The sequence below is a fragment of the Roseobacter sp. genome (assembly GCF_039970775.1).
Classification (GTDB): Bacteria; Pseudomonadota; Alphaproteobacteria; order Rhodobacterales; family Rhodobacteraceae; genus Roseobacter.
On record NZ_JBDVLG010000030.1, the window covers coordinates 12,371 to 36,940 of the forward strand.

Sequence of the window (24,570 nt, forward strand, 5' to 3'; positions counted from 1 at the left end):
ACACAACCCGTTATCACGGTCATGAACCGGCAAGAGGGCCCGCGCGCCGATGACCATCCCCCGTTCCATCAGATATCTGGACAAGAGGGCGCATCCGTGAAGGTGGCGCATCATGTGATCCCGTCGGTCCCGCTAGAGACCGGTCGGCTGCTCGCGGCGGTTGGGCCGTTGGGGGCCACCGATGAGGTCGCTTTGTTCTTCAATGCCGACACATCGCCCCGGTTGATCGCATCGCAGCCCGGCTTTGATGTCGGTACCATCCGCAAGATCGGGGATAGGCTACGTGTCACGGGGCGCTGTCCTGATGGGGCCAGTACGGTCGCGTTGCCAATGACAACCGGTGCTGCGCGCGCGCCGCTGTTGCCGCCCGACGACCTATTGGCCGACACCCGCGTGGCCGTCGCGCTGCGCGGTACGGAAACAGCACAGACAATCGCCCAGTGGCTTGATTTTCATCGCAAAAGCCAGGGTATTGAGGCCGCAATGATCGTAGATCGCGCGCGCCCAAAAGACGCCGCAAACCTTGTGAACGCCCTAAGCGGCATGCATATCGACGGGATCGCGCATCTTATTATCGTGTCGTTTGACACACCGCTGGGGCAGGCCGACGCGGGCGATGCGGCCCTGCCCTTCTACGCCCCCGACGCCCCCGGGAAAGACCGTATGGCCGCCCCGCCGCCCGACCCGTGGCGCGCGCCATTGGGCGACGCGGTCCTGTTTGAACTGCTGCGATATCTATATTTATCCTCTGCGCGCGGGGTGATGAACATCGACCTGTCGGACCTCGCCCCATCAAGCCCAAATGGCACGCTGTTTGACCAAGCACAGGCGGCCCCCGACGGCTGCATCGCGCTGATCGGCACACGCATCTACCCATGGGGCCTGCGCAAAAACACCCCACCGGAATTTGGCGACCACATCTGCGAACGGTTTGATGCAGGGCCTGCCAGCCCCCGGTGGTGTATCGCGCCCGCGCGTTTGCCCGAACATACAGTGTGGCGCCAACGGCGCATTGATGGGGCCAATGTGGCGCACCCCGCGCAACCGTATTTGCGGTGCATGGCGTTGCGTCACGCAGCCAGTAATCTGGCGGAAATTGTCCCGAAATCCAGCCTCGTTGAGGCTCCCAGGCTTTTGGCTCTTGCGAAATCTGCATTTGACGCCACGCCTCGCCGCCCCCCGCGCGAAACACTGCACATCCACCCCGAACGCGTGCCGGGCCGGGTCGGCATCGTGACCTGCATGAAAAACGAAGGCCCGTTCATTTTGGAATGGATCGCCTATCACCGTGCCATTGGAGTGGATGATTTCCTCATATATTCAAACGACTGCACCGATGGCACAGATACATTGCTTGATCTGTTGCAGGCGTGCGGCATCGTGCAACACCGTGACAACCCCTACCGAACCTCCGGCATGAAACCCCAACACGCCGCGTTGATGGCTGCAGATCACGAACCCGCCTTGCGCACGTGGGACTGGGTGGTTTGCAGCGATGTAGACGAGTTCATCAACGTCCATGTCGGCGACGGGCACCTGTCAGATCTGTTTGGCGCCGTGGGCGATGCCAATTTGATCTCGATGACATGGCGACTGTTTGGCAATGCGGATGTCGCGGCGTATCACGACAGTTTCGTGACCGAACAATTCCACCTCTGCGCGCAACATCTATCGCGCAAACCGCATCAGGCTTGGGGGTTCAAAACAGCCTTTCGCACCTTGGGGATTTTCAAGAAATTGGGGGTGCACCGGCCCAAAGGGCTACGCCCGCAGCTGCTAGACCAAATCCACTGGGTCAACGGGTCGGGCCAGCCCATGCCGCGCGAGGCGTTTCGCACTGCATGGCGGTCGACCAACACCACCTACGGGTATGATTTGGTGACGTTAAATCACTATGCCTTGCGCTCTGCCGAGAGCTTTTTGGTCAAGCGTGACAGGGGGCGGGTCAACCACGTCGACCGTGATCAGGGCCTGAATTATTGGTTCCGCATGAACCATAACGTCGAAGAAGACCGCTCGATCACGCGGCGCGCGGCGGCCACCCGCGCTGAGTTCAACCGCCTTATGGCGGACCCTGACATCGCGGCCGCGCATGCCGCCTGTGTGACCGCGCATCGCGCAAAAATCACCGCCCTGCGCACATCTGAAAAATACAGCGTGTTTTACGATGAAATCACATCACCGCGGATGCAAACGCTATCGCGCATGCTGCCGCGTTTCGGGGCCAATGTGTTTTTACAAGGCCCCGGTGTGATCCCCAATACCGCGTTAAACCACATCAATGACCCGGAATTTTTCTTTACCGTTGGGGCGGCAGATCCCTCTTAGGACAGCCCATACCGCGCCCACCGCCCCTGCCCGTTCAGGGCCAGATGCCTGTCTTCGAGCAACTTGCGGAAATGTTATTTCAAAGTGTTGCGGTTGGCGCCCATCAGCCGCTAGGCTTCGGCCATGGTGATGCGCCCGTGATCGCGCGCCAACTGCGACAGCTGCGCGGCCAATTCTGGCAAGTCACCCATCATCAAATGGGCGCGTTCAACGTGGGCCTTCAGCCGTGCCATCTGGCGCTGCACGGCGTTGAGGAAAAATTCAACCAGGGCTTCTAATCCGGGGGGCCGGTACGGATGGCGCTCTGGCTTTGGCGCAGCGCCAGATAATAGGCCTCTTGCTCTGCTTAATCACGTTTTTCACAGGTCCGTAGGGCACTTAGGCATAGCCCGCGCGCAGCATCAACAACGGGGTTAACACCCGGCTCAACCGGCCATTCCCGTCCTGAAACGGGTGGATTTCTAGAAACACCACCGTGAAAATCGCCATGACCCGCAAGGGCTGCAGTTTTGCGCGCGCGGTTTCTTGCGCGGTCCGGTACAACAATTCGCACATCAGGCGCGGCGTATCAAAGGGCAAGGCCGTCTCAAACACCACGCCGATCTGCACGCCTTTGTCATCAAACGTTGCCATTGAATTGTTGGTGTTTTTTACGCCCCCTGTGGCGCGTGTCATTGTCGCTATGACGCAGCAAATAGCGGTGTAGCTGCAGGATATGGTTTTCCGTCACGGTCATCTGATCCTAGGCTGCAAACACGGTTTGAATCACCTCGGCGTAGCCTGCGGCCTCTTGCTGGTCGCGGGTTTCAAAGGGCTGCACGTCGATGTTGCTGAGCAAGGTGCGGATGTCTGCGTCCCACAGCTTGCCGCCCTCAATCCGCGTCGATGACCCAGTGCTTTCAATGGTCGCCACCCGCCGCAACGCCGAAAGACGCTCTGGGGCGAGGCGCCCTAGCGCGCGTCACGCACCTTAAAATTCACCGATTTCAGCGATGAGCGTCAGTATCCGGGGGGGGTGATCGCCAGCGTATCGGTGTGCAGCATACCCGTAAATACACCCATTTGCCGCCTACAGCGATGCGGTGATCCCACCGTCCACAAACACCGTCGTGCCATTCACGAAAGACGATGCGTTCGACGCCAAGAAAATGCAGGTTCCCACCAGTTCTTCAACCTTGCCCCAGCGCCCGGCGGGGGTGCGTTTTTCCAACCATGCGGAAAATTCATCGTCGGCCACCAGTGCGGCGTTCAGCGGGGTGTCAAAATACCCTGGCGCCAAACCGTTACACTGCAACCCGTGCTTGGCCCAATCGGTGGCCATGCCTTTGGTCAGGTTGGCCACGGCGCCTTTGGTCATCGTGTAGGGCGCGATCCCCGGACGGGCCAATGCGGTTTGCACCGACGCGATGTTGATGATCTTGCCCGCGCCGCGTCCGATCATGTGCCGGGCGCAGGCCTGCCCCACATGGAACACACTGGCGATGTTGGTCTGCATCAGACGTTCAAACGCATCGGCCGGGAAATCTTCCAGCGCAGTGCGGTGCTGCATGCCCGCGTTGTTGACCAGAATATCAATCGGGCCGATTTCTGCCTCAAAGCCGTCAACGGCAGCGCGCACTGCATCGTGGTCTGTGGCGTCAAAGGGCAGCGTATGCACCGCACCGCCAATATCATCGACGGCGGCCTTTAGTTTAACCGTATCGCGGCCATTCAAGACAATCTCGGCCCCCGCCGCTTGCAGCCCTTTGGCCAGCGCAAAACCGATCCCCTGCGAGGATCCCGTTATCAGGGCGCGACGCCCGGTCAGATCAAAAAGGCTGGTGCTCATGAAGGTCTCTCTTTGCGCTCGACGTCAAATTTAAACCCGGTTATGTTATCGGTAACGCAAGAAGTCAAGCAACCGTGCCTGACGCCTCGGAAAGGGCCTAGAAATGAAATCAGTGGTCATTCACGCACCACGCGATCTGCGGATCGAAGACAGCCCCGAAGACACACCCGGCGCGGGCCAAGTCCAAATTGCCATCGCGGCGGGCGGCATCTGCGGGTCGGATCTGCACTATTATCAACATGGCGGTTTTGGCACCATCCGCATCAAAGAACCCATGATCTTGGGCCACGAAGTATCTGGCCATATCACCGCGCTGGGGCCTGACGTGACCGGATTGCAGGTGGGGCAATTGGTGGCGGTGTCGCCATCACGGCCCTGCGGACAGTGCAAATATTGCGTCGAAGGCACGCATCAACACTGCCTGAACATGCGGTTTTATGGATCAGCCATGCCGTTTCCACACATTCAGGGCGCGTTCCGCCAAACCTTGGTCGCAGATCAGCGCCAATGCGCACCCGCAGATGGGATCAGCCCCGGCGAAGCCGCCATGGCGGAACCCTTGGCCGTTTGTCTGCACGGCGCACGGCAAGCCGGAGAGCTGTTGGGCAAACGCGTGCTGGTGACCGGCTGCGGACCCATTGGCCTGCTGTGCATTCTCGCCGCACGGCGCGCCGGGGCTGCCGAAATCGTGGCGACGGACCTGACAGATTTCACCTTGAACATGGCCGCACAAAACGGCGCCGACCGGGTGATCAACGCCCAAACCGAACCAGACGCCCTAAAAGCCTATGAGGCCGACAAGGGGCATTTTGATGTGCTGTTTGAATGCACAGGTGCGGCCCCTGCCCTCATTGGTGGCATTGGTGCGTTGCGACCACGTGGCGTGATTGTGCAACTGGGGTTGGGCGGTGATATGACGCTGCCTTTGCAAGCCATCACCGCCAAGGAATTGCAACTGCGCGGGTCGTTCCGGTTTCACGAGGAATTCTTCACAGGCGTAGAACTGATGCGCAAAGGGCTGATCAACGTCAAACCGTTAATCACACAGACCCTCGGCCTGACCGACGCGGTGGCGGCATTTGAATTGGCCAGCGACCGCACACAGGCGATGAAAACACAGATCGCCTTTGCATGACCCACATCCGCGCCACGCATATCACACAGGGGGTAAGTTCACATGTCGTTCTTTGAGGTCCACGATCCGGTTTTCGGGCAATACGTGTTGGGCAATGCGCCGGTCAAACAGCTGGCGACAGGGTTCGATTGGGTCGAAGGGCCCGTCTGGTTTGGCGACGCGGGGTGTTTGCTGTTTTCTGACATCCCCAACAACCGCATCCTGCGCTGGACCCCGGAAACAGGCATCAGCACCTACCGCACGCCGTCGAATTATGCCAACGGCCACACCCGCGACCGCGAGGGGCGATTGGTGTCGTGCGAACATGGCACGCGGCGCGTCACCCGCACCGAACTGGACGGCACCGTGACCGTGATCGCCGACAGCTATAACGGCAAGCCTTTGAATTCGCCCAATGATGTGGTGGTAAAATCCGACGGATCTATTTGGTTCAGCGACCCCCACTACGGGATCATGACCAACTACGAAGGCTTTGCCAACCCACAAGAAAACGCATGTGTGGTCTACCGTTTCGATCCGGGGACAGGGGCGCTTGACGTGGTGGTCGATGATATGAACTGCCCCAACGGATTGGCGTTTTCGCCCGATGAAACACGGCTTTATGTAGCCGATACCGGCCGGATGTTCAGCGATGACGCCCAGCATATCCGCATCTATGACGTAGCGGGCGATCGGGTGCAAAACGGGCGGCATTTCCACACCATTGATCCGGGTGCCGCCGATGGTATACGCATCGATACCGACGGCAACCTGTGGTCGTCGGCGGCAGACGGGGTGCATTGCATTGCCCCCGACGGGCGGTTTTTGGGCAAAATTCTGGTGCCTGAATTGGTGTCAAACATCTGCTTTGGCGGGCGCGCGAAACATCAGCTATATATCACGGCCACCACCAGCCTCTACCGGGTGACCCTGAATCGCATCGGCGTACAATCGCCGTAGCGCCCCACCGTTTGAGGCCTGCACACCCGCCGTAAACTGTGTAGAATCCCACCATGACCACCCCACCCGCGCCGATTCCCCGCGACGACCTGATCATCTGCCCGCGTTGCGATGCGGCCTACACGTTGGTGCGCCCGCAACACGGGCATCGCGCGGTTTGCCACCGATGCCATACCGTGCTGATTATGCCGCACCACAAAGCCGGAAAACAGATCATCGCCTTGTCGATTGCGATCGTGATTTTGATCATCACCGCCGCCGTCTTTCCGTTTTTGTCGGTTGCTGTGGCGGGCGCGCGCAATTCGGTGTCGGTGCTGGACGCCGCCCTGATCTTTGGCGACGGTCCTTTGTTGATCTTGTCGTTGGCTACGGTGGGGGTGATCATCCTGATCCCGCTCACACGGGTGTTGTTGTCGCTTTACGTGTTGGTCCCCATCGTGCGCGACCGCCCGCCCGCGCGACATGCGGCCGTTGCTTTTCGCCTTGCAGAGGCATTGCGCCCGTGGTCCATGACAGAAATTTTTGCCATTGGGTGCGCCGTTGCTTTGGTCAAGGTTAGTGATTTGGCAGATGTCACGTTGGGCCCGGCGTTTTGGTTGTTTGCTATTTTGGTGGTGCTTGTGGTGGTTCAAGACAACCTCATATGCAGGTGGACGGTATGGAACGCATTGAGCAAAAAGACAAAATCGTAACCGGCAGCGAACTTGGCCTGGTGTCATGCACCCGCTGCACCCAAGCCTGGCCAATGGGCACACCAACATGTGGGCGCTGCGGGCACAAGCTCGGGCGGCACGACAGCCACAGCTTGCAACGGGTGTGGGCCTTATGGATCGTGGGCGCGATGTGCTACATTCCCGCCAATATCTACCCGATGTTGCGCACACGTACGTTGTTTCAAACCCAACACAACACGATCGTTGGCGGCGCGATTGAACTTATCCACCATGGCAGCATTGGAATTGCCGCGATCGTTTTATTTGCCAGTGTGTTGATTCCCTTGGCCAAATTCATGGCCATCGCGTTTTTGGCGCTTTCGGTCACGCGGCCAACATCCGTTTCGCAGGGTCAGCGCCAACTTTTATACGAAATCGTCGAATACATCGGCCGATGGTCCATGATCGACATCTTCGTGGTTGCGATCTTATCGTCGCTGGTGCAACTCAAGGTCTTAGTGACCATCGACCCCGGACCGGCCAGTCTCTTTTTTGCGCTTTCCGTAATATTCACTATGCTATCTGCAAAGGCATTTGACAGCCGTATGATCTGGAACATTCAGACCCAGGGCAAAGGACAAAACCAAGAATGAGCGACGCCCCTGGCCCCGTGCCGATAGACCCCGCGCGAGAGAGCTTTTTTGGCCGCGCATCAATCATCTGGCTCATCCCGTTGATCGCGCTGGTGATCGCTCTGGTCGTCGCGTGGCGGTCCTACATTGATCGCGGCCCGTTGATCGCCATTCAGTTTGAAAGCGGGACCGGTATCGCCGCAGGGCAAACCGAACTGCGGTTTCGCGATGTCAGTGTGGGGTTGGTCGAAGACGTCGTTTTTACCCAAGGGCTCGACGGTGTAATCGCGCATGTGCGCATCGACAAAAACATCGCGCCATTTGTCGATTCTGGCGCGTCTTTTTGGGTGGTGCAACCTGAACTGTCCATTCAAGGTATTTCGGGCCTTGATACAGTTATCAGCGGCATTTTCATCGAAGGGTCATGGGACAGCGAAATCGGTCCTGCACGCGCCCAGTTCAAAGGTTTGGAAACCGCGCCCCTGTTCCGGCCCGGCCGCGACGGCCTGCAACTGGCCATGCGCACCACTTCAGGCGGGTCGCTGACTGACAACGCACCCATCTTATTTCGCGGCATCGAAGTGGGGCGGATCGGCCCTGCGCGGGTGTCCCGCGAGGGTAGTTTTGCCATTGCCGAGGCCATCATTTACGAACCCCACGGGCAGCTTGTGACCAACGCCACCCGCTTTTGGGACACCTCTGGCTTCAGCGTATCGATAGGCCCCGCCGGGGCAGAGGTTGATTTTTCATCCATCGCCACGCTTGTGGGCGGCGGTTTGACCTTTGACACCTTTGTGTCCGGCGGCCAGCAGGTGGCAGATGGCACCGTGTTTGAGGTATTTCCCGACCAAACCACCGCACGCAACAGCGTCTTCAATGCTTCCGAGACAGACCTGATCGAACTGCGCGTCGTGTTCGACGAAAACATATCGGGGTTGGCGATTGGCGCCCCGGTCGAATGGAGCGGTTTGCGCGTGGGTTCGGTCCAGAGCTTGTCAGGGATTGTCGATCCAGATGCATTTGGTGACACGCGCGTGCGGCTTGACGTGGTCATTGGGATCCAACCCGCGCGGGTGGGGCTTCAGGGCGATACCGACCCGCAAAGCGCGATTGCGTTCCTGCGCACCCGTGTCCAAGAAGGCATGCGCGCACGGTTGGCAACTGCCAGCCTGCTCACTGGGGGGCTCAAGGTCGAATTGGTAAAGCTCGACGATATCGCGCCCGCCGATATTATTGTGTCTGCCGATGACATTGCGACCCTGCCCACAACCGACAGCGAAATATCAGACGCATCTGCCACTGTCGAAGGGGTCTTTAGCCGCCTTAACAGGCTGCCCATCGAAGAGCTGCTGACCAGTGCAATCGGCGTCATGCACAGCGCCGAGGCTTTTGTCTCCAGTCGAGAACTGCGCGAAACGCCCCAGGAGGTGCACGCGCTTTTGGCCGACCTGCGGGCCCTTGTCGCCTCGCAGGATGTTCAAAATATCCCCGTATCGTTGAACGCCACGTTAACGCGGGTCGAGGCTATTTTACAGCAAATCGAAGACGGCCAGGCGGTCGCGCAGATCATCCGCGCGATTGACCAAACCACCCAAGCCGCCGAAGCCGTAAACGCGTCAGTTGCCGGCATACCAGAGCTGATCAACAACCTAAGCGCGGTCGCAGCCAAGGCCGAAGCCATGCCATTGGACGCCTTGACCGTGCAATTGACAGACATGTTGTCATCCGCCGATGACATCCTAAGCGCCCCAGCCGCGCAGGATTTGCCCGCCTCTTTGGCGGCTGCTTTGGACGAATTGAACGCGACCCTCTCTGAATTGCGCAATGGCGGCGCGGTGGCCAACGTCAACGCGGCCCTCGCCTCGACCCGCGAAGCCGCCGATGCGGTGGCCTTATCCAGCCGCGACCTGCCCGCATTGGTGAACCAGATCACCCGCGTATTTGACCAAGCCAGCCAAACCATCGCGGGCTACAACAAAGGCGACGTCATCAGCCGGGATGCCCAAGCCGCATTGCGCGACATATCGAAAGCCGCCGACGCATTAACCGCACTTGCGCGTCTACTAGAACGCAACCCCAGCGCATTGATCAGAGGACGCTGAATATGATGAAACGCCTTTGCGTGACGACCTTACTGTGCAGCGCGTTGTTAGCATGCACCGCGACCCCCGACAGATATGTGGTGCCCAACACCCAAGCAACGGACCGCCAACGTATTGGCTTTCGCGCCGTTGAAATCCGCGAGGTGTCGTTGCCCACCTACGCGGCATCTGATGAAATCACCCGGCAAGGCCCCGATGGCGCGTTGGTCAGCGACGGCGCCGTTTTGTGGGCCGACACCCCGGAACGCGCCGTGGCATTGGAATTGGCGCGCCACCTGACCCAACTGAGCGGCGCGCGCGTGGCATCAGCCCCCTGGCCGTTCGAGGGATCTCCCGATGCGCGGCTTGAACTTCGGTTTGAAACATTGGTCGCCAATGACGAGGGCGCATTTCACGCAAGCGGGCAGTATTTTGTCGCCGTCAGCGATGGCCGTGCCGAGCGGTCAGGCCTGTTTGACCTAACGGTGCCGTTTGACCCAGCGGCAGGCCCGCCGGCGATTGCCGCCGCCCGTGGTCAGGCGATCCTTGACGTGGCGCGGTTTGTTGCCGTGAATGGCCTGCGGTAGCGCCCCTACTATTCGGCCAGATGACACGCCACCCGCGCACCGCGCACCGCGCGCATTTCGGGGCGTGTTTCACTGCAAATATCCGTCGCCAAAGGACAACGCGGGTGAAAGGCACACCCGCTGGGCGGGTTGATCGGGTCGGGGATTTCGCCCGTGGGCGGGGCCACTTCGCGCCCAAACCCATCCAACTGCGGGGCGGCGGCCAGCAACATCTGAGTGTAGGGGTGTTTGGGGTCGTCAAACAGATCATCTGGCCCCGCTTCTTCGACCAAGCGCCCCAAATACAGCACGCCAATTCGGTCTGCCATATGCTGCACAACCGTCAGATCATGGCTGATAAACAGATACGTCAGGCCGAATTCGTCCTTGAGATCGCTCATCAGGTTCAACACCTGCGCCTGAACCGACACATCCAGCGCGCTGGTGGGTTCGTCACAAACGATCAACTTTGGCTCTGACGCCAGCGCCCGCGCGATGCAAATACGTTGCCGTTGGCCGCCAGAAAATTCATGGGGGAACTTGCCCGCATCGCGCGCCGACAGGCCGACCTCTTCTAGCAGGCGTTCTGCCATACCTTGCGTGTCACCGCCCCGTGCGGCCACGGGTTCGACGATGATATCACGCACCCGCCACCGCGGGTTGAGCGACGCAAACGGATCTTGAAAGATCATCTGAATGTCGCGGCGCACCGCATCCACCTTGTCCGCGTCCGCTTCGCGCGCCAGATCGGTGTCGCGGATTTTGACGGACCCGGTGCTGGGCGGCAACAGCCCCACCAGCATCTTGCCGATGGTCGATTTGCCCGACCCGCTTTCGCCGACCAACGCATAAACGCTGCGTTCTGCGATCTCAAAGCTCACGTCTGACACCGCCGTCAGATAGGCCTTTTCACGCCGTTCGACCACGCGGTTCAACCACGGTTTGGACACATCAAAAATGCGGGTCAGATTGCGGATATCAACAAGTGCCATCAGGCCAAACCTTCACGTTTGAGCGGAAAGAGACAGGCCGCACGCCCTGCCCCGTCGTCGATCCGGGGGCCGGGGGCGCGCAGGCACGCGTCTTGCACATGGGGGCAGCGGGGGTGAAACGCGCACCCATCGGGCAGCGCATCCAACCGTGGCATCGCGCCGGGGATCTGCTGCAACCGGGCTTTGCCGCCAGATTGGGTTTGCCGCGTTTTGCTACGCGATGCCAGCGGCGTTGAGCCCATGAGCCCGTCGGTATAGGGGTGATGCGGCGCGGTAATCACCTCGCGCACGGGGCCCAGTTCGGCCAACTGGCCCGCGTACATCACCGCAACACGGTCGGCAGCTTCGGCGATCACGCCCATGTCGTGGGTGATCAACATCACCGCCGTGCCCCTGTCACGACACAGCCGTTTCAACAATGCAATGATCTGCGCCTGAACCGACACATCCAGCGCGGTTGTCGGTTCATCGGCAATAATCAGGCTGGGTTCTGCGCATAACGCCAAGGCGATCACCACCCGTTGGCGCATCCCACCGGAGAATTCATGCGGATAGCTGTTCACACGGTCCGCCGCCCCCGGAATACCCACTTCTTCGAGCGCGGCAACAGCCCGTTGGTCTGCCTCAGCGCGGGAGATACCCAGATGCGCCAGCATGGTTTCTGTCAACTGATCCCCGATGCGCAAAAGCGGGTTGAGCGATGTCAGAGGGTCTTGAAACACCATGCCGATATCTTTGCCACGCAGCTTGCGCATTGCGTCGCCTCGCAACTGATCGATCCGCGTGCCGCGCACGTAAATCTCGCCCGATGCGATATGCGCAGGGCGGTTCAGCAGCCCGATCACCGCATTGCCCGCCATGGATTTACCCGCACCGGATTCGCCCACAACCCCAAGGATCTCGCCCTCATTGATATCGTAGGACACCCCGCTCACAGGGCGCAAAATGCCGTGCCGTGTCGGAATTTCAACGGTGAGATTGCGGATAGAAAGAACAGGGTCCGACATAAATTACCGGCTCATCTCTTCTTGGATACGTCGCGCGAGATTGGCTTGCATCTGTTGAAACACAGGCCCGATGCTTTGCATGGTCTGGGCCATAAACGGGGTCATCTTACGCATCGCAGACGCCCCATGTTCCGAGCTATAAAACGCAGCCAGCGCATTGATTTCGTCAAGGCTAAAGGTATCTGCCATCCCATCTATCATTGCGCGTTCCATGGCGGGCCGCACTGTTGTCAGTTCGTCAGAAACAATTGTAGCGATCAATTCTTGTTGGTCTGGCGTCAGATTACCGCCCAACAGGCCCATCTGCGCCATGACCCCTTGGGGCGACAGCATGTCACCCATAAGGGCTTGTTGTCCCTGACTGTTCACATACGCCGTTGCCGCCGCGATGCGGTCGTCATTCTGGGCAAAAGCGCCTGTCGTCAAAACACATGTAAAAAAGAAAGCTAATAATCGCATTTGGATATCCATTATCTAAGGCGTGGGTTCAACGCGTCACGCAGCCAGTCACCCAGCAGATTAACCCCAAGCGCCAGCACCAAGAGTGTCACCGCAGGGAACAGCAAGATCCACCATTCGCCCGAAAACAGGAACCCCTGCCCGATGCGGATCAGCGTGCCGAGGCTGGGTTGTGTGGGCGGCGCGCCGACCCCCAAAAAGCTAAGCGTCGCTTCGGCGATGATCGCCAGCGCCAGCGAGATCGTGGCAATCACCAGCACCGGCGACAGCACATTTGGCAGGATATGGCGCAACATGATCGCGCCCGACCCGCGCCCAATCAGGCGCGCGGCCTGCACGTATTCTTTGTTCTTTTCCACCAGCGTCGCCCCCCGCACGACCCGCGCAAATTGCACCCAATCTGACAGGCCAATCGCGATGATCAGCACCCAGATCGCCATTTGGTCGCGGTATTCGACGGGCGTGACCCCCTTGGCGACACCAAAGATCAGCATCGCCACCAAGATCGACGGGAACGTTAGCTGCACATCAGCCACGCGCATGATGATGGTTTCCGTCCAGCCGCCAAGGTACCCCGCAATCAGCCCCAGCGTCACGCCCAACACCAGCGCAAACAAAACCGCGGCCGCCCCCACAAACAGCGATATCCGCATGCCGTACAGAATGGTCGAAAACACGTCGCGTCCCTGATCATCGGTGCCCAGCCAGAAGGTTTCACCCGTGAATGCATTGGGCTGCATCGGTGCCGAAAAGCCGTTCATCAGGTTCAACGACCCCGGATCAAACGGATTGTAGGGGGCAATCAGCGGCGCAAACACCGCGCATAACACCATGATCACCACGATCACGGTGGACACAATCGCCACCGGGGAGGTCTTGAATTGATAGGCAAAATCACTGTCGAGCGCGATGCGCAGGCGCGACCGTTCGGGGGCTGCGGGTTTGTCGAGAGAAGTCATTAATGCGCCGCCGTTCTATCCGCCCGCAGACGCGGATCAATTGCAAAATAAAGCAGGTCAACAATCAGGTTGATCCCCACGAACATCACCGAGATCAGCATCAGATACGCCGCCATCACCGGGATATCGACGAATTGGATCGCATTGATAAAGAGCAACCCGACCCCCGGCCATTGAAACACCGTTTCGGTGATGATCGCAAAGGCGATGATCGACCCCAGTTGCAACCCAGTCACCGTGATCACCGGGACCAGCGTGTTTTTCAGCGCATGCCGGAAGTTCACCGCCCGCTCGCGCAGGCCCCGCGCGCGGGCAAATCGGATGTAGTCTTGGCGCAGCACTTCGAGCATTTCAGACCGCACCAACCGCATGATCAGCGTCATCTGATAAAGACCCAATGTGATCGACGGCAATATCAACGCCTTCAGCCCGGTTTCTGTCAGAAACCCGGTGGACCAACCGCCCACCATCACGGTCTCGCCCCGCCCGAAGCTGGGCAACCAGCCCAATTCGACCGAAAAGAGGTAAATCAACAATATCCCTATCAAAAACGTCGGCAACGACACCCCGATCAAGGACGCAGACATGATCGCATTCGCAGCAAACCCATTGCGCCGGATCGCGGTAAAGACCCCCAGCCCGATCCCAATGCTGATCGCCAAAAACCCAGACACCGCCGCCAGTTCCAGCGTGGCGGGCGCGCGTTCCATCAAGATATCGGACACAGGGCGCCCCTGCCGGTAGCTAACCCCAAAATTGCCCTGTGCAGCCCCTTCGAGGAACTTAAAGTATTGCACCACAAACGGCTGATCCAGCCCTAGCTGCGTGCGCAACCTTTCGATGTCGGCCTGCGTGCGTTCCTGCCCAAGCATATTGTCGACGGGATCGCCGACAAACCGAAACATGGAAAACGCCACAAGACCCACGACCAACAAGACAAGCCCGGATTGCAAAACGCGGCGGATGACGAAGGCCAGCACCTTAGTTGACCGTGACCCAGCGCAGGATAAAGAAGTTATCAGGCCGCTGTGTCATCGTGATATTGGCCTGCGCGCCCCACACCAACGGCTGCACATAAAGCGGCACATAGGCGACCTCGTCTTGCAAGATTTGCGTGGCTTCATCTAGCATTGCTTGTCGTTTGGTATCGTCGATTTCAGATTGGATCATCGGCAGCAACGCATCGACCCGGGCGTTCGAAAATCCGCCAAAATTCCACGACCCTAGCTTCTTTTCTTCGTTTGGGGTGCTGGCCAAAAACCGCACGGGGTGTTCGGCGTCGAACGTGCCGGGCGACCAACCCAACAGGTACATATCGTAGTTATCTGCGCGCAATTCGGGCCAGTAATTCTGCACCGGCATGGTATCAAGCGTCGCGCGGATACCAACCTGCGCCAGCATACCCGTGACGGCCTGACAGACGGATTCGTCGTTTAGATACCGATCGTTGGGGCACTTAAGACCAAACGAAAACCCATCGGCATAGCCTGCTTCGGCCAACAGCGCGCGCGCCATGTCGGGGTCGTAGACGGGCCGGTCCGCAAGGGCCTTACTATAACCACGCATCGCCGGGCTAACCAATTGGCTGACCTCTTGAGCATTGCCCCGCATGATCGTTTGCAAAATCGCGGGCACATTGACCGCATGGGCCACGGCCTGACGCACGCGCACATCCGCAAAGGGGTTTGCCTCTGTGGTTTCGGCGGAATATTTCAGCGCCTCTGCTTCATGCGGAAACCCCAGCATGATCACGCGCGCCTCGATACCTTGGATCACCTGCACCTGATCACTGGTCGCGAGGCGCACGGCGTCCTGAATAGGCACCGGGTTGATAAAATCGACGTCCCCCGACAACAATGCCGCCACCGCTGTGGCCGAATTTTGGATTGGGGTCAGTTCGGCGCGGGTGATGTTGTGTTCGGCCTCGTCCCACCAGCCGGCGAAGGGTTCCAATACCGTGCGCAGGCCCGGTTCCCGCGCCGCCAGTTGGAACGCGCCGGTGCCATTGGCGTTAAGGGTGGCAAAGTTACCGTTGTCTTTGTCAGGGCGCGCGGCGTCATTGGCATCAGCCCAACCCGCATCCATGATCATCCAGTTGGTGATACTATCGGGAAAGATCGGATTGGGCCCCGCGGTCAAAATATCGACCGTATAGTCGTCAACCACCTTCACCTCTGACACGGCGGCAAACCAACTGCGTGTGTCTGATGCTTCGTCTGATGCGCGTTCGTATGAAAACAGCACGTCTTGGGCGTCAAATGCACTGCCGTCATGAAAGGTAACACCCTGCCGTAGGGTAAATCGCCAGCCCGCGCCCTGGGCAAGCGGCTCCCAGCCTGTCGCCAATGCCGGCTCAATCGCCATATCCTTGCTGCGTCGCACAAGACCTTCGTAGACGTTGTTCAAAAACCCCAAGACGGGCGCCGAGTTCACCGCGTGCGGATCCATCGTTTGGGGGTCTGTGGTTTCGGCCCACCTGAATTCTTCTGCCATCAAGGCAGAGGCAGACATCATAAGAGCAGCGGCAAGTGACATAGAACGAAGCATGGAAAACCTCTTGTGGCGGGAACATAGCAGCGCCGCGGCCCCCGCAAGGGTCGCGTCGCAATTTCAACCTGTACTGGGATCAGTTGATGGTAAACCGTTTGACCTTGGGTTGGTCTTCGGGGTCGACTTCGATCCCCATTCTGCTGGTCATACCCCAGTTCAAAACCTGATGGTGCACCGGAATATACAGCTGTTCGTCCTGCACCACATTCCAGATTTCCGCGATTGTTTCATCACGCGCGGCCAGGTCGGTGTTGGACGCCAGCGAAGCAATTTTGGCGTCTAGGTCGTCGTTGTTGAACCCCGTGCCGTTCCATGTGCCAACATCGCTTTCGCGACCGTGTACCAGAAAGTTAAAGATATATTCGGAATCGTAGGTCGGCACGCCCCAGCCCAGCATGTAAAAATCCGTCTTGCCGTCGGTGATCAACGGAAAGTGCTGCGCCTTGGGCTTGGCGTCCAAATTCACTGTAATCCCGATCTGTGCCATCATGCCGACCGTGGCCTGACAGATCGCTTCGTCGTTGACGTAACGGTCATTCGGGCAATCCAGCCGGATGGTAAAACCGTCGCCATATCCGGCTTGGGTCATCAAGGTTTTGGCTTTGTCCAGATCGGTGGCAGACGACGCATCCATCGTCTTATCCCAACCGTTGACAAACGGCGGCGCGATCATGCCCGCAGGTTCGGATTGGCCCCGCATAACCACCTTTTGAATAGCGTCACGGTTGATCGCCATCGACATCGCCTGCCGCACGCGCACGTCTGCCAGCGGGTTCGCGCCATCCACGTTGTCGCCTTCGAGATCAGCCGCACCTTGGTTCATCCCGAAAAAGATCACCCGGTTTTGTGGCGCCTGTTTGACCACAAGATCAGCCGCACTGCTGACACGTTCCAGATCTTGCACCGGCATGTCCTGAAGAAAATCAACCTCACCCGACAGCAACGCCGCAACACGGGTCGCCGCATTCTGGATCGGGGTGTAGATGATTTCGGTCACATCCATCGGGAATTGATCAATCCCCCAATAGTTCTCGTTTCGGATCATCACCGTGCGCACGTCGGGTTCGCGGCTTTGCAGCACGTAAGGGCCGGTGCCATTGGTGTTATTGGTCGCGTAAGTCAGCTCGCCACCTTCGAAATCTTGCACATTTACGGTGTCGTTGGCCTCTGTCCACTCTTTGTCCATGATGAACATGTTGGTCAGGTTGCTGGGCAAAATCGGGTTCGGCCCGTCGGTCACGATTTCGACGGTATATTCGTCCGCCGCACGCACCTCTACGATTGACCCGATCAGCTCTTTCATGTCCGAATTCGGCTGCTTGGCGCGTTCAAACGTAAACACAACGTCCTCCGCCGTCAGCGCCGCACCATCGTGAAACGTCACGCCCTGACGCAGGTTAAACACCCACACATTGGGGTCTGCTTCGGACGGGCCCCAATCGGTGGCCAAGGCGGGCTCAAACGCGCCGTCGTTATCGCGGATAATCAGCGGCTCATATATTTGGTGCCGGATCGTATGGGTCGGGCCTTCGTTTTGGGCATGCGGGTCCAACGTCAGCGCATCGCCGGCGCGCGCCCAACGCAGCGTCTCGGCAGAGGCAAGCGCGGTGCTCGACAAAAGCAACGCAGCGGACAAAGCAGTTGTGGTGAATTTCATAGCGAGTTCCCCTGTTGTTTTTTTTCTAATAACAATCTTCGGGACGGCAGGCTGTTTGACAAGTCTCTTCTTTGGGGTGGATCTAAAGAGGTTTGTATTTGCTGGATAAAATTTATCAGTGCTAAAAATTCAGGCGGCACCGGGCAGCACGATATGTCGCCCGCCTTCCTGAAAATCCTTCATCGACAAAGACCAAACCGTCCCCGGCCACCGCAATTCCATCCGTCGCTGTCGGGGTTTATACACCGCCGTATAAAGCGTGCCGAACCCGGCGTGAAACGCCGTGGAATACAGTGGCGGTTTCAGAAACGCGCCGATAAACTTTTCTTGCGGATCGCGGTGCAACGTCAACCGGTTCAACAAAAACCGCTCCCGTTCAACGGTGGCTGTGAACCGCGCGTGGCTAACCCATTCGACGTTTTCTTGGTGGTTCGTGGCCACAGCCGCATGGGTGATGACGGCATCCCGGTCCGGGGCCATCATGGCCGTCAGGTATTGGCGCTTTTTGTCCAGTACCGTCACGTTATAGCTCATGTGGGTGGGCACGCGCGCCAAAACGGCACCGGCCTCGGCCGCAGTTTCGCAGGTTTGCAGCACATAACGCAGGATCAACGGCACGCCAAAACCATCCCCCACCACGCGCCGCCCGCCAAAGGTCAGCGAAATCGCCAGCCCCGCATCATTGACGCCATCAACCATCCCCCACAGCCCATCCGACGTGCCCATAACCGCCCGCCCCTGCCATTTTGTGCGCAACACAAGGCTGTCAAACGCGGTGGGGTTATAGTCGTAATTGCGCACCAATACCGGCTGCGCACCCGGCCAGATTGCCTGGCTGCATCCCGCCAGATAGGGCGGTGGGCCATAAAACGACAAGAAACGCGCTGCCAGATCCCCGCCGCCTGCCAGTTCGCACAAGTCATCATACAAAGGCACAATCTCAGGCATATGGCGCACCAATGCCGCGCGCGACTGTGCATAGGTCGGGCGCGCGGTTTCGCCTTCCTTTAGCCACCACCGTTTATAGTTTGGCCAATATTCGGCAAACAGCCCGGACCATTTCGGCCCTGGGCTGTCTTCACTTACAGCGCGCCATAACATGGGGTGCGCGGTCCTTTCAGGTCAGAGGATCTTGAACGCGGGATCATCAAAGGCGGTCGCTGTGGGCAGCGGCTTAGCCGTGACGGTTTGTTTGATCCCGTGGATCCACTTTTTGGCGCGCTCATTCAATTGGAAATTCTTGGTCATGGACCGTCCACGCGTGACCAAAATGCCAATATCAGCCCCTTCATACCGGTAATCGCCCGGTTGCAGGATCCGTAGGAAAAACGCCTCGTTTTCAGATTCCACCGCGCGCCGGTGATAATCAAACCGGTCATAGACCACACGCCCATCTTCGAGCATTTTATATATGCCGGTTTCCGGGCTGCCCGTGCAGATATCGACGCTGTCGTCGGTATGTTTGATCACCATCTGCGACCAGCTGTCGATGTTGGCGCTGTCGGCCCAACGGCTGTTCAATTCGTCCACATCAAGGTTGAATTTTTTCTTCGAAAATTCAAGCAGGTGGAACAAGAACAATGGGGCATCCGCATGAGCAAAGGCCGCGTGGTTCGTCATCGATGAGGCCCCCGTGATACGTGGGTTCAATTCACCCAGCCACAGATCCCCGGTTTTCTTGTCGATCAGGAAATCCAGCTCAAAATACCCACGGTACCCTTCTTTGCGCAGCTGTTCGCCAAACTTAAACGTCAAATCCCGCGCTTTTTCACGCACCTTCGGCGGGAAGGCCGTTGATAGGATCTCGTTGCCGCACCACCCGCCGCGATAGGGCGTCAGTTCTTTGAACCCCACCAATTCGGTCATCAACGGGCCAACGATGGTGCCTTCTTTGGTCGCGCAGGCCTCGATCGCAGAGCCCCGGCAATCGATCCGTTTCATGATCTTGATCTCGCCTTCGCCGACGATCTCATGTTCGTGACGGCGGAAATCAGCCTCAGATTTGATAAAGAACGTGGTGTGCCCACTGTCCCCAAACGCGGATTGCAGCACCAGATCGTGGCCAATACCGGCCTTTTCACAGGTTTTTTGCAAATCCTCGTAAGATTTCACCTCGGCCAAAACATTGGGCACCGACGGCACGCCGGCCTTGTTGCCAATCCGAACGGTTTCTATCTTGTTGTCCATGCTGGTGCGCAGCTTCGCCTTGGGGAACCACACATCCGCGCCCAGTTCCTTGGACAGACGTTCTGTTTCAGCGTCAAACATCAAAAACACAAACTTAGGCTTGCCGCCGCGCCGTTTGATGAAATCGATGACCTCTTTGTGCTGCAGCAGATAGTTGTTAATGTCCTCAATGGACTGGAATTCTGCATGTGGCTGTTCGGACGGGCAAAACACGTTTGGGTGCTTGCCACCGTAGCAGTCGATATAGCAGATATATTTGAAATTCTTCACCCATTCATCCAGCCCCAACAAATTGAAATTGGTGGCCGAAATGAAATAAACCGGGTCTTCGTTTCGGTGGAAATAGCGGCGGATTTCCGAGATATTCTTCAGAACCGTTGCAACCATGTCGTAATGTCCTTCCTGTTGGTATTATTCGGCCGCGGCGGCCAATTGGGTGCCATTTTTGGCATCAACGAGCGCTTGTAGCGCCTCTTGGGTAAAGACCCGTAGCCCCAGATCGGGCCGGTATCCGTGGATTTCGCTGACATCAAGCGCCAGCATAAACGCGAGGATTTCGCGGCTGACCACCTGCCCCGGCACAAGGATGGGAAAGCCGGGCGGATAGGGGATGATAAAGCTGGCTGATACGACCTCCTGGCCCGCTTCCAGCGCCTCGCCCAGCGATCCGTTAATGTCCAGATAATCGCATTTTTCCTCGTCATAGGCGAGAAAGAACGCAGACCGGATATCGCCCTCGGCGGTGACATCGGATTGCCGGAACGCATCGTGGAACCGGCTGAAATCTGGCAAGGGCGGTAGCTCTTCCATCAGGCCCTTCACCCGGCGGTCAAACGACAACCGTTCCATCCGGCTGGCATCGTCCAGACGTTCATCCAGCGATTTGGCGATCTCGACCAACACCTCGATCAAATACGCCACACTGGACCGCGTGGTGCCGATGTTGGTCATGAACAACACCGTATTGCGCGAGGTTTTGTTGATCTGGATGCCGTATTTATCCATCAGGATATCGGTCTTGAAGGTATCGCCATCCCAGCCAGTGCCGCCCACCGCCAGGGTCACACGTGTGGCATCCAGCACAAAATCGTCCTGCTCCCAGCAGTCCCACATATCGGTCCAACCTTGTTCGGCGTCATAATAGCTGGTCACACCCGATTGCCGATGCTCGTCGGGGATCATATCGCCCGCTGTCAGCACCTTGAAATATTTCCGCAGCAGCGGATGGGTCGTGATGGCCCGCCGCATTGACATCGCGGCCTCGATCTGGCGCTGGACAAATTCATAGCCTTCCAGTTCGACTTGACGGCGACCCACATCAAGCGATGCGATGATCTGATAGTTTGGCGATGTCGAAGTATGCGTCATGTAGGCCTCGTGAAAGGCCTGTTCGACCTCGCCTTTGAAGTCCTGATCATAGACGTGGATCATCGACCCCTGCCGCAGAGACGTCAGCGTTTTATGCGTCGATTGCGTCGCGTAGGCGCGCACCCGTGCTTTGGGCGGCGGAATCAGCCGCGTGTCGAGCAGTTTGTCATCGTCGCAGCCTTCGAGCATGGATTGCTGTGCTTCATACAACCGTTCATGCGTGTCAGTGCGCAGCTTTTCACGCAGGGTATTGGCCGCAGCCATTGCCGTGCGTTGGCGGTAGGTCGGGTTAAACCGCGCAAAGGCAAACCACGCCTCGTCCCATAGGAACACCAGATCAGGCTTGATCGCCAGACATTCTTCCATGACCCGTTCGACGTTGTAAACCAGCCCGTCAAAGGTGCAGTTGGTCAGCAACAACATGCGCACCTTATGCAGCTTGCCCTCTGCCCTGAGTTCCAACAACCGTTGCTTGATTTCGCGCAGCGGCACCGCGCCATACATCGAATATTCGTTCAACGGGTAGCTATCCAGATAGCTGACCTGCGCCCCCGCCAACACCATGCCGTAGTGGTGCGATTTGTGGCAATCGCGGTCCACCAACACGATATCGCCAGGCCGCACCAGCGCCTGAACAACGATTTTGTTGCAGGTCGACGTGCCGTTGGTCGCAAAAAAAGTCTGTTTCGACCCAAAGGCGCGGCTGGCCAGTTCCTGCGCCTCTTTGATCGGTCCATGCGGTTCCAGCAGGCTGTCTAACCCGCCCGAAGTAGCAGAGGTTTCTGCAAGGAAAATATTGGGTCCGTAAAAGGCCCCCATGTCCTGTATCCAATGGCTGCGGGTGATCGATTTCCCGCGGCTGATCGGCATCGCATGGAACACACCCGTGGGCTGTTTGGAATATTCGGTCAGCGCGTTAAAGAACGGCGTTTTATTGCGGGCCTGAACACCGCGCAAAATGTTCAGGTGCAGTTCCATAAAGTCTTCTTGGTTATAAAACACCCGCCGGCAGATCCCCAGATCAAGGCCTGCGATCTCTTCGACGGACCGTTCTGTCACCAGATACGCATCCAGTTCGGGCCGGACCTTGGCCACCAGACGGCACAATTCGGGGCCGTAGTTTTCGGGCAGCATGTTGTCGATCTCTTCGGGGCCGCCCGCGCGGTTGAGGTACCGCGCCAAGATCTGTTGATCCATCTTGGATTTCAACACCAGACCGGGGCGCACCACAATCGCCTGAATGTTGTGGTTAAACAGCACCGCTACCAGCGCGTCTTCGAGGCTGGGCACCACCAAGGCCTCGTAGACAAACGCGTCTTCGGCCCGGCGCATACGCGTTACGTTGTTGCGCAGCCAACGTTCTTGTTGTTCGTTCACGTTATCGACGATCAGCACCTCAAAATAAGGCTTGGTCAGCGCGCGGGCCTCGGGGGGCAGCATTGCCTCGTCGTCTTGTTCTTCGTGGTCGACGCTGTCACGTTCCAGCGGGATGTGCCTGCGCCGGTAGGCCCCTGTCGTCAGGGCGCGCGTCACACGGCCCACCGCAAAGGCCAGATCTTCGTAGGATCCGTGTTCAAACTGCCGCCGCAGGTGGTCAAAGGCCGACATGCCGGGGAACGCCCAGTAGGGTTCGATCACGGCCAGGGATTCAAACACCCCCCCCACCTTCTTGAGCAATGCCGTGCGTTGTTTTGGCCGCGGGTCTCGCGTTAACGCGGCCGAGGCTTCGCGCAACGCGCTCCATTGGTCCGACCGCCATTGAATGGCCGAAGAGTAGTTATTTATCGCGTGCATCCGTAGTCCTCCGCTGCACGGGTGACCACGGGCGCACGGATCTGACAGCTGTACCGCCAAATCCATTTGGGTGGTTCACCCGCTCGTTTGTTGTTCGTTCCCTAGGCTTGTGGGTGCCAAAGGTTCGGGTGTGGCCTCTTTTTGGGCCGTTGCTGTCTGTGCCGGCGCAGCCGTATGCGCCAAGGGCGCGCCCGTCAGCGGGTCAAACGCCATGCCCTTGAAGGCGGGCGCGTCCTGAACCGTTTCGGCGGGCACATCCACATGAAGCCCCGCGCGGGTGCCTTGTTGCGGGATCTCTAGGGGGCCCAACGTCTGAAGATAGGCGTCGGTTCCACTGTTTCGGTCGTAAACCGAGAAATCAACCGACCTGTCGCGGAAGCTCTTCAACACCTGCCCCAGACCCTTCATGCCGGTTTCGCGTTGGCGGCGCACCATGTTGAGGTCAATCTCAATGGGGAACATGTCTTCTTGACCCGCTGATTGGTGCAGCACATGCGCCGATGGATCCACCACCAGACTGCGCCCGACCCCACCGGCCCCCAGGCCGTTCACATCAAAGACATAACATTGGAACTGCGCCGCCGTGGCCCGTGCGATCGCCAATTCGGCATCGCGGTCGGTGGTGCCGGTCAGGACCGGGTGCAACAATACCTCGACCCCCTGCGCCGTCAATTCGCGCGTGGTTTCCGGGAACCAGATGTCATAACAAATCGACAAGCCAAAGCGCCCAACGTCTGGCACATCAAACACGCAAAAATCGGTGCCCGCAGCGATGCCCGCCTCGTAGGGGCGGAACGGGAACATCTTGGAATACCGTTTGATGATCTCGCCTTCGGGGTTGATCACTACCGCAGTATTGAACACCAACCCGGTTTCGGGGTCACGCAAAAACATCGACCCGGGGATCAACCACACGCGATGTTTGCGCGCAGCCTCGCAGAAGGTTTCAAGCGCGTCATTTTGTGGCGCTTGCGCGAATTTATCGAGCGGACCGTATGGGGCCAATTCAGAAAACAGCACCATTTGCGTCCAGGGAAACCGGGCCATCAGCACGTCCAACCGGTGGATCATACCTTCCACGTTGGACTGCAACGCGTTGACATACATCTGAACGCCAGCAATTGCGAATGGGGTCATAACAAAACACTCCGTCGCGATGACCTGCACCAACATGGCCCAAACTCTGCCTCGCGTCGCGCCGACATACGCGCAACCACCGCCGGTGGGAACCAGTGTCGCGCGATTTTGACCAAAATATCGTAAAAATTGACTATTATATTAAACGAAAACTTCATCCAGAACATATGCCGCACATCCACGCGCTATGAAAATTAACCCGTACTGCCGCATTTCGCCCGCCTTGATAGATCAACAAAAAATGCATCCGCTGTGTCATATACCCGCTTTGGTTGGGTAAACCGTACGAAGGTTCTGG

General features: G+C 58.3%; 22 protein-coding genes. 7 read left to right on the forward strand and 15 right to left on the reverse strand.

Translation table 11 applies throughout. The annotated features are described in order from the left end of the window. Nucleotides 1-96: 96 nt before the first annotated feature. Nucleotides 97-2,328: a glycosyltransferase family 2 protein gene (locus tag ABJH13_RS07155; protein ID WP_348405537.1), complete on the forward strand. Its 2,232-nt coding sequence runs from the start codon at nt 97-99 to the stop codon at nt 2,326-2,328. A 110-nt stretch (nt 2,329-2,438) separates the two neighbouring features. Here the strand turns inward: ABJH13_RS07155 and ABJH13_RS07160 are convergent, their stop codons facing one another. The 4 genes from ABJH13_RS07160 to ABJH13_RS07175 form a co-directional block, all read right to left on the reverse strand. After that, nucleotides 2,439-2,561, reverse strand: coding sequence for a hypothetical protein (locus tag ABJH13_RS07160; RefSeq protein ID WP_348405538.1), 123 nt, complete (start codon nt 2,559-2,561; stop codon nt 2,439-2,441). A 145-nt stretch (nt 2,562-2,706) separates the two neighbouring features. Next, nucleotides 2,707-2,961: a Fic family protein gene (locus ABJH13_RS07165; RefSeq protein ID WP_348405539.1), complete on the reverse strand. Its 255-nt coding sequence runs from the start codon at nt 2,959-2,961 to the stop codon at nt 2,707-2,709. 109 nt (nt 2,962-3,070) lie between these two features. Beyond that, nucleotides 3,071-3,241, reverse strand: coding sequence for a hypothetical protein (locus ABJH13_RS07170; protein WP_348405540.1), 171 nt, complete (start codon nt 3,239-3,241; stop codon nt 3,071-3,073). 156 nt (nt 3,242-3,397) lie between these two features. Beyond that, nucleotides 3,398-4,156, reverse strand: a complete 759-nt coding sequence (locus ABJH13_RS07175) for an SDR family oxidoreductase (protein ID WP_348405541.1) — start codon at nt 4,154-4,156, stop codon at nt 3,398-3,400. A gap of 103 nt (nt 4,157-4,259) precedes the next feature. On the opposite strand from ABJH13_RS07175, the gene ABJH13_RS07180 reads away from it, so the two are divergent. The 6 genes from ABJH13_RS07180 to ABJH13_RS07205 are packed head-to-tail and all read left to right on the forward strand — an operon-like array spanning nt 4,260 to nt 10,183. After that, the gene (locus ABJH13_RS07180) at nt 4,260-5,291 is read left to right on the forward strand and encodes an L-idonate 5-dehydrogenase (protein WP_348405542.1); all 1,032 of its coding nucleotides are present in this window, start codon (nt 4,260-4,262) and stop codon (nt 5,289-5,291) included. A gap of 42 nt (nt 5,292-5,333) precedes the next feature. Beyond that, the gene (locus tag ABJH13_RS07185) at nt 5,334-6,230 is read left to right on the forward strand and encodes an SMP-30/gluconolactonase/LRE family protein (protein WP_348405543.1); all 897 of its coding nucleotides are present in this window, start codon (nt 5,334-5,336) and stop codon (nt 6,228-6,230) included. Nucleotides 6,231-6,283: 53 nt separating this feature from the next. Next, entirely contained in the window at nt 6,284-6,922 is a 639-nt protein-coding gene (locus ABJH13_RS07190) for a paraquat-inducible protein A (protein ID WP_348405544.1), read from the forward strand. Next, a complete protein-coding gene (locus ABJH13_RS07195) occupies nt 6,889-7,536 on the forward strand; it encodes a paraquat-inducible protein A (RefSeq protein ID WP_348405545.1) in 648 nt (215 codons plus the stop codon). Before ABJH13_RS07190 ends, ABJH13_RS07195 begins: the two co-directional genes overlap by 34 nt. Beyond that, the gene (locus tag ABJH13_RS07200) at nt 7,533-9,617 is read left to right on the forward strand and encodes an MlaD family protein (RefSeq protein ID WP_348405546.1); all 2,085 of its coding nucleotides are present in this window, start codon (nt 7,533-7,535) and stop codon (nt 9,615-9,617) included. The genes ABJH13_RS07195 and ABJH13_RS07200 overlap by 4 nt, the downstream gene beginning before the upstream one ends. A 2-nt stretch (nt 9,618-9,619) precedes the next feature. Then, on the forward strand, nt 9,620-10,183 hold the full coding sequence (locus ABJH13_RS07205) for an ABC-type transport auxiliary lipoprotein family protein (protein WP_348405547.1): 564 nt from the start codon (nt 9,620-9,622) through the stop codon (nt 10,181-10,183). Nucleotides 10,184-10,191: 8 nt separating this feature from the next. Here ABJH13_RS07205 and ABJH13_RS07210 read toward each other — a convergent pair whose 3' ends face one another. The 11 genes from ABJH13_RS07210 to ABJH13_RS07260 form a co-directional block, all read right to left on the reverse strand. Then, nucleotides 10,192-11,154 carry an oligopeptide/dipeptide ABC transporter ATP-binding protein gene (locus ABJH13_RS07210; protein WP_348405548.1) on the reverse strand — a complete coding sequence of 321 codons (963 nt, stop codon included), beginning with the start codon at nt 11,152-11,154 and terminating at the stop codon, nt 10,192-10,194. Next, a complete protein-coding gene (locus tag ABJH13_RS07215) occupies nt 11,154-12,161 on the reverse strand; it encodes an ABC transporter ATP-binding protein (protein ID WP_348405549.1) in 1,008 nt (335 codons plus the stop codon). Before ABJH13_RS07215 ends, ABJH13_RS07210 begins: the two co-directional genes overlap by 1 nt. A 3-nt stretch (nt 12,162-12,164) precedes the next feature. Next, nucleotides 12,165-12,620: a DUF2059 domain-containing protein gene (locus tag ABJH13_RS07220; RefSeq protein WP_348405550.1), complete on the reverse strand. Its 456-nt coding sequence runs from the start codon at nt 12,618-12,620 to the stop codon at nt 12,165-12,167. 11 nt (nt 12,621-12,631) lie between these two features. Further along, on the reverse strand, nt 12,632-13,579 hold the full coding sequence (locus ABJH13_RS07225) for an ABC transporter permease (RefSeq protein ID WP_348405551.1): 948 nt from the start codon (nt 13,577-13,579) through the stop codon (nt 12,632-12,634). Continuing rightward, a complete protein-coding gene (locus ABJH13_RS07230; RefSeq protein ID WP_348405552.1) occupies nt 13,579-14,559 on the reverse strand; it encodes an ABC transporter permease in 981 nt (326 codons plus the stop codon). Before ABJH13_RS07230 ends, ABJH13_RS07225 begins: the two co-directional genes overlap by 1 nt. A 1-nt stretch (nt 14,560) precedes the next feature. Continuing rightward, nucleotides 14,561-16,126, reverse strand: a complete 1,566-nt coding sequence (locus ABJH13_RS07235; protein ID WP_348405553.1) for an ABC transporter substrate-binding protein — start codon at nt 16,124-16,126, stop codon at nt 14,561-14,563. Nucleotides 16,127-16,205: 79 nt separating this feature from the next. Continuing rightward, complete coding sequence (locus ABJH13_RS07240; protein WP_348405554.1) at nt 16,206-17,786, reverse strand: ABC transporter substrate-binding protein; 1,581 nt, start codon at nt 17,784-17,786, stop codon at nt 16,206-16,208. Between the two features lie 129 nt (nt 17,787-17,915). Then, nucleotides 17,916-18,887 (reverse strand): C45 family peptidase, encoded by a 972-nt coding sequence (locus ABJH13_RS07245; protein WP_348405555.1) that lies wholly within the window; start codon nt 18,885-18,887, stop codon nt 17,916-17,918. A gap of 21 nt (nt 18,888-18,908) precedes the next feature. Continuing rightward, entirely contained in the window at nt 18,909-20,360 is a 1,452-nt protein-coding gene (locus tag ABJH13_RS07250; protein WP_348405556.1) for a biotin carboxylase, read from the reverse strand. A 24-nt stretch (nt 20,361-20,384) separates the two neighbouring features. Beyond that, nucleotides 20,385-23,135 carry an ornithine decarboxylase gene (locus ABJH13_RS07255; RefSeq protein WP_348405557.1) on the reverse strand — a complete coding sequence of 917 codons (2,751 nt, stop codon included), beginning with the start codon at nt 23,133-23,135 and terminating at the stop codon, nt 20,385-20,387. A gap of 75 nt (nt 23,136-23,210) precedes the next feature. Continuing rightward, a complete protein-coding gene (locus ABJH13_RS07260; protein ID WP_348405558.1) occupies nt 23,211-24,272 on the reverse strand; it encodes a carbon-nitrogen hydrolase family protein in 1,062 nt (353 codons plus the stop codon). Nucleotides 24,273-24,570: the final 298 nt, after the last annotated feature.

Bases quoted from the DNA above. Each gene is read 5' to 3' on its own strand.
- ABJH13_RS07220 (WP_348405550.1), bottom strand. From the start codon at position 12,620: ATGCGATTATTAGCTTTCTTTTTTACATGTGTTTTGACGACAGGCGCT.
- ABJH13_RS07210 (WP_348405548.1), bottom strand. From the start codon at position 11,154: ATGGCACTTGTTGATATCCGCAATCTGACCCGCATTTTTGATGTGTCC.
- ABJH13_RS07240 (WP_348405554.1), bottom strand. From the start codon at position 17,786: ATGAAATTCACCACAACTGCTTTGTCCGCTGCGTTGCTTTTGTCGAGC.
- ABJH13_RS07225 (WP_348405551.1), bottom strand. From the start codon at position 13,579: ATGACTTCTCTCGACAAACCCGCAGCCCCCGAACGGTCGCGCCTGCGC.
- ABJH13_RS07160 (WP_348405538.1), bottom strand. From the start codon at position 2,561: ATGGCACGGCTGAAGGCCCACGTTGAACGCGCCCATTTGATGATGGGT.
- ABJH13_RS07205 (WP_348405547.1), top strand. From the start codon at position 9,620: ATGATGAAACGCCTTTGCGTGACGACCTTACTGTGCAGCGCGTTGTTA.
- ABJH13_RS07255 (WP_348405557.1), bottom strand. From the start codon at position 23,135: ATGCACGCGATAAATAACTACTCTTCGGCCATTCAATGGCGGTCGGAC.
- ABJH13_RS07190 (WP_348405544.1), top strand. From the start codon at position 6,284: ATGACCACCCCACCCGCGCCGATTCCCCGCGACGACCTGATCATCTGC.
- ABJH13_RS07200 (WP_348405546.1), top strand. From the start codon at position 7,533: ATGAGCGACGCCCCTGGCCCCGTGCCGATAGACCCCGCGCGAGAGAGC.
- ABJH13_RS07215 (WP_348405549.1), bottom strand. From the start codon at position 12,161: ATGTCGGACCCTGTTCTTTCTATCCGCAATCTCACCGTTGAAATTCCG.
- ABJH13_RS07185 (WP_348405543.1), top strand. From the start codon at position 5,334: ATGTCGTTCTTTGAGGTCCACGATCCGGTTTTCGGGCAATACGTGTTG.
- ABJH13_RS07250 (WP_348405556.1), bottom strand. From the start codon at position 20,360: ATGGTTGCAACGGTTCTGAAGAATATCTCGGAAATCCGCCGCTATTTC.
- ABJH13_RS07260 (WP_348405558.1), bottom strand. From the start codon at position 24,272: ATGACCCCATTCGCAATTGCTGGCGTTCAGATGTATGTCAACGCGTTG.
- ABJH13_RS07165 (WP_348405539.1), bottom strand. From the start codon at position 2,961: ATGGCAACGTTTGATGACAAAGGCGTGCAGATCGGCGTGGTGTTTGAG.
- ABJH13_RS07195 (WP_348405545.1), top strand. From the start codon at position 6,889: ATGGAACGCATTGAGCAAAAAGACAAAATCGTAACCGGCAGCGAACTT.
- ABJH13_RS07235 (WP_348405553.1), bottom strand. From the start codon at position 16,126: ATGCTTCGTTCTATGTCACTTGCCGCTGCTCTTATGATGTCTGCCTCT.
- ABJH13_RS07180 (WP_348405542.1), top strand. From the start codon at position 4,260: ATGAAATCAGTGGTCATTCACGCACCACGCGATCTGCGGATCGAAGAC.
- ABJH13_RS07175 (WP_348405541.1), bottom strand. From the start codon at position 4,156: ATGAGCACCAGCCTTTTTGATCTGACCGGGCGTCGCGCCCTGATAACG.
- ABJH13_RS07245 (WP_348405555.1), bottom strand. From the start codon at position 18,887: ATGTTATGGCGCGCTGTAAGTGAAGACAGCCCAGGGCCGAAATGGTCC.